Source organism: Enterobacter sp. UNJFSC 003 (assembly GCF_036903355.1).
In the GTDB taxonomy this organism is placed as follows: domain Bacteria; phylum Pseudomonadota; class Gammaproteobacteria; order Enterobacterales; family Enterobacteriaceae; genus Enterobacter.
Map to the genome: position 1 here is coordinate 1 of NZ_JBAKHK010000025.1, position 1,715 is coordinate 1,715.

General features: G+C 52.8%; 1 rRNA gene. It reads right to left on the minus strand.

The features are described from left to right. Nucleotides 1-25 precede the first annotated feature (25 nt). Nucleotides 26-1,567, minus strand: a 16S ribosomal RNA gene (locus V5P19_RS22845). Nucleotides 1,568-1,715 lie beyond the last annotated feature (148 nt).

Consider the following 1,715-nt stretch of genomic DNA (forward strand, 5'->3'; position numbering starts at 1 on the left):
CACTACAAAGGCAGGTTCTTTAAGGTAAGGAGGTGATCCAACCGCAGGTTCCCCTACGGTTACCTTGTTACGACTTCACCCCAGTCATGAATCACAAAGTGGTAAGCGCCCTCCCGAAGGTTAAGCTACCTACTTCTTTTGCAACCCACTCCCATGGTGTGACGGGCGGTGTGTACAAGGCCCGGGAACGTATTCACCGTAGCATTCTGATCTACGATTACTAGCGATTCCGACTTCATGGAGTCGAGTTGCAGACTCCAATCCGGACTACGACATACTTTATGAGGTCCGCTTGCTCTCGCGAGGTCGCTTCTCTTTGTATATGCCATTGTAGCACGTGTGTAGCCCTACTCGTAAGGGCCATGATGACTTGACGTCATCCCCACCTTCCTCCAGTTTATCACTGGCAGTCTCCTTTGAGTTCCCGGCCGGACCGCTGGCAACAAAGGATAAGGGTTGCGCTCGTTGCGGGACTTAACCCAACATTTCACAACACGAGCTGACGACAGCCATGCAGCACCTGTCTCAGAGTTCCCGAAGGCACCAAAGCATCTCTGCTAAGTTCTCTGGATGTCAAGAGTAGGTAAGGTTCTTCGCGTTGCATCGAATTAAACCACATGCTCCACCGCTTGTGCGGGCCCCCGTCAATTCATTTGAGTTTTAACCTTGCGGCCGTACTCCCCAGGCGGTCGACTTAACGCGTTAGCTCCGGAAGCCACTCCTCAAGGGAACAACCTCCAAGTCGACATCGTTTACGGCGTGGACTACCAGGGTATCTAATCCTGTTTGCTCCCCACGCTTTCGCACCTGAGCGTCAGTCTTTGTCCAGGGGGCCGCCTTCGCCACCGGTATTCCTCCAGATCTCTACGCATTTCACCGCTACACCTGGAATTCTACCCCCCTCTACAAGACTCTAGCCTGCCAGTTTCGAATGCAGTTCCCAGGTTGAGCCCGGGGATTTCACATCCGACTTGACAGACCGCCTGCGTGCGCTTTACGCCCAGTAATTCCGATTAACGCTTGCACCCTCCGTATTACCGCGGCTGCTGGCACGGAGTTAGCCGGTGCTTCTTCTGCGGGTAACGTCAATCGCTGCGGTTATTAACCACAACGCCTTCCTCCCCGCTGAAAGTACTTTACAACCCGAAGGCCTTCTTCATACACGCGGCATGGCTGCATCAGGCTTGCGCCCATTGTGCAATATTCCCCACTGCTGCCTCCCGTAGGAGTCTGGACCGTGTCTCAGTTCCAGTGTGGCTGGTCATCCTCTCAGACCAGCTAGGGATCGTCGCCTAGGTGAGCCGTTACCCCACCTACTAGCTAATCCCATCTGGGCACATCTGATGGCAAGAGGCCCGAAGGTCCCCCTCTTTGGTCTTGCGACGTTATGCGGTATTAGCTACCGTTTCCAGTAGTTATCCCCCTCCATCAGGCAGTTTCCCAGACATTACTCACCCGTCCGCCGCTCGTCACCCAGAGAGCAAGCTCTCCTGTGCTACCGCTCGACTTGCATGTGTTAGGCCTGCCGCCAGCGTTCAATCTGAGCCATGATCAAACTCTTCAATTTAAGTTTGATGCTCGTGAATTAAACTTCGTAATGAATTACGTATGTTCACTCAGAGACTTGGTATTCATTTATTGTCCGAAGACATTAAGAATCCATGTCACTTTGAGTGCCCACACAGATTGTCTGATAAATTGTTAAAGAGCAGTGC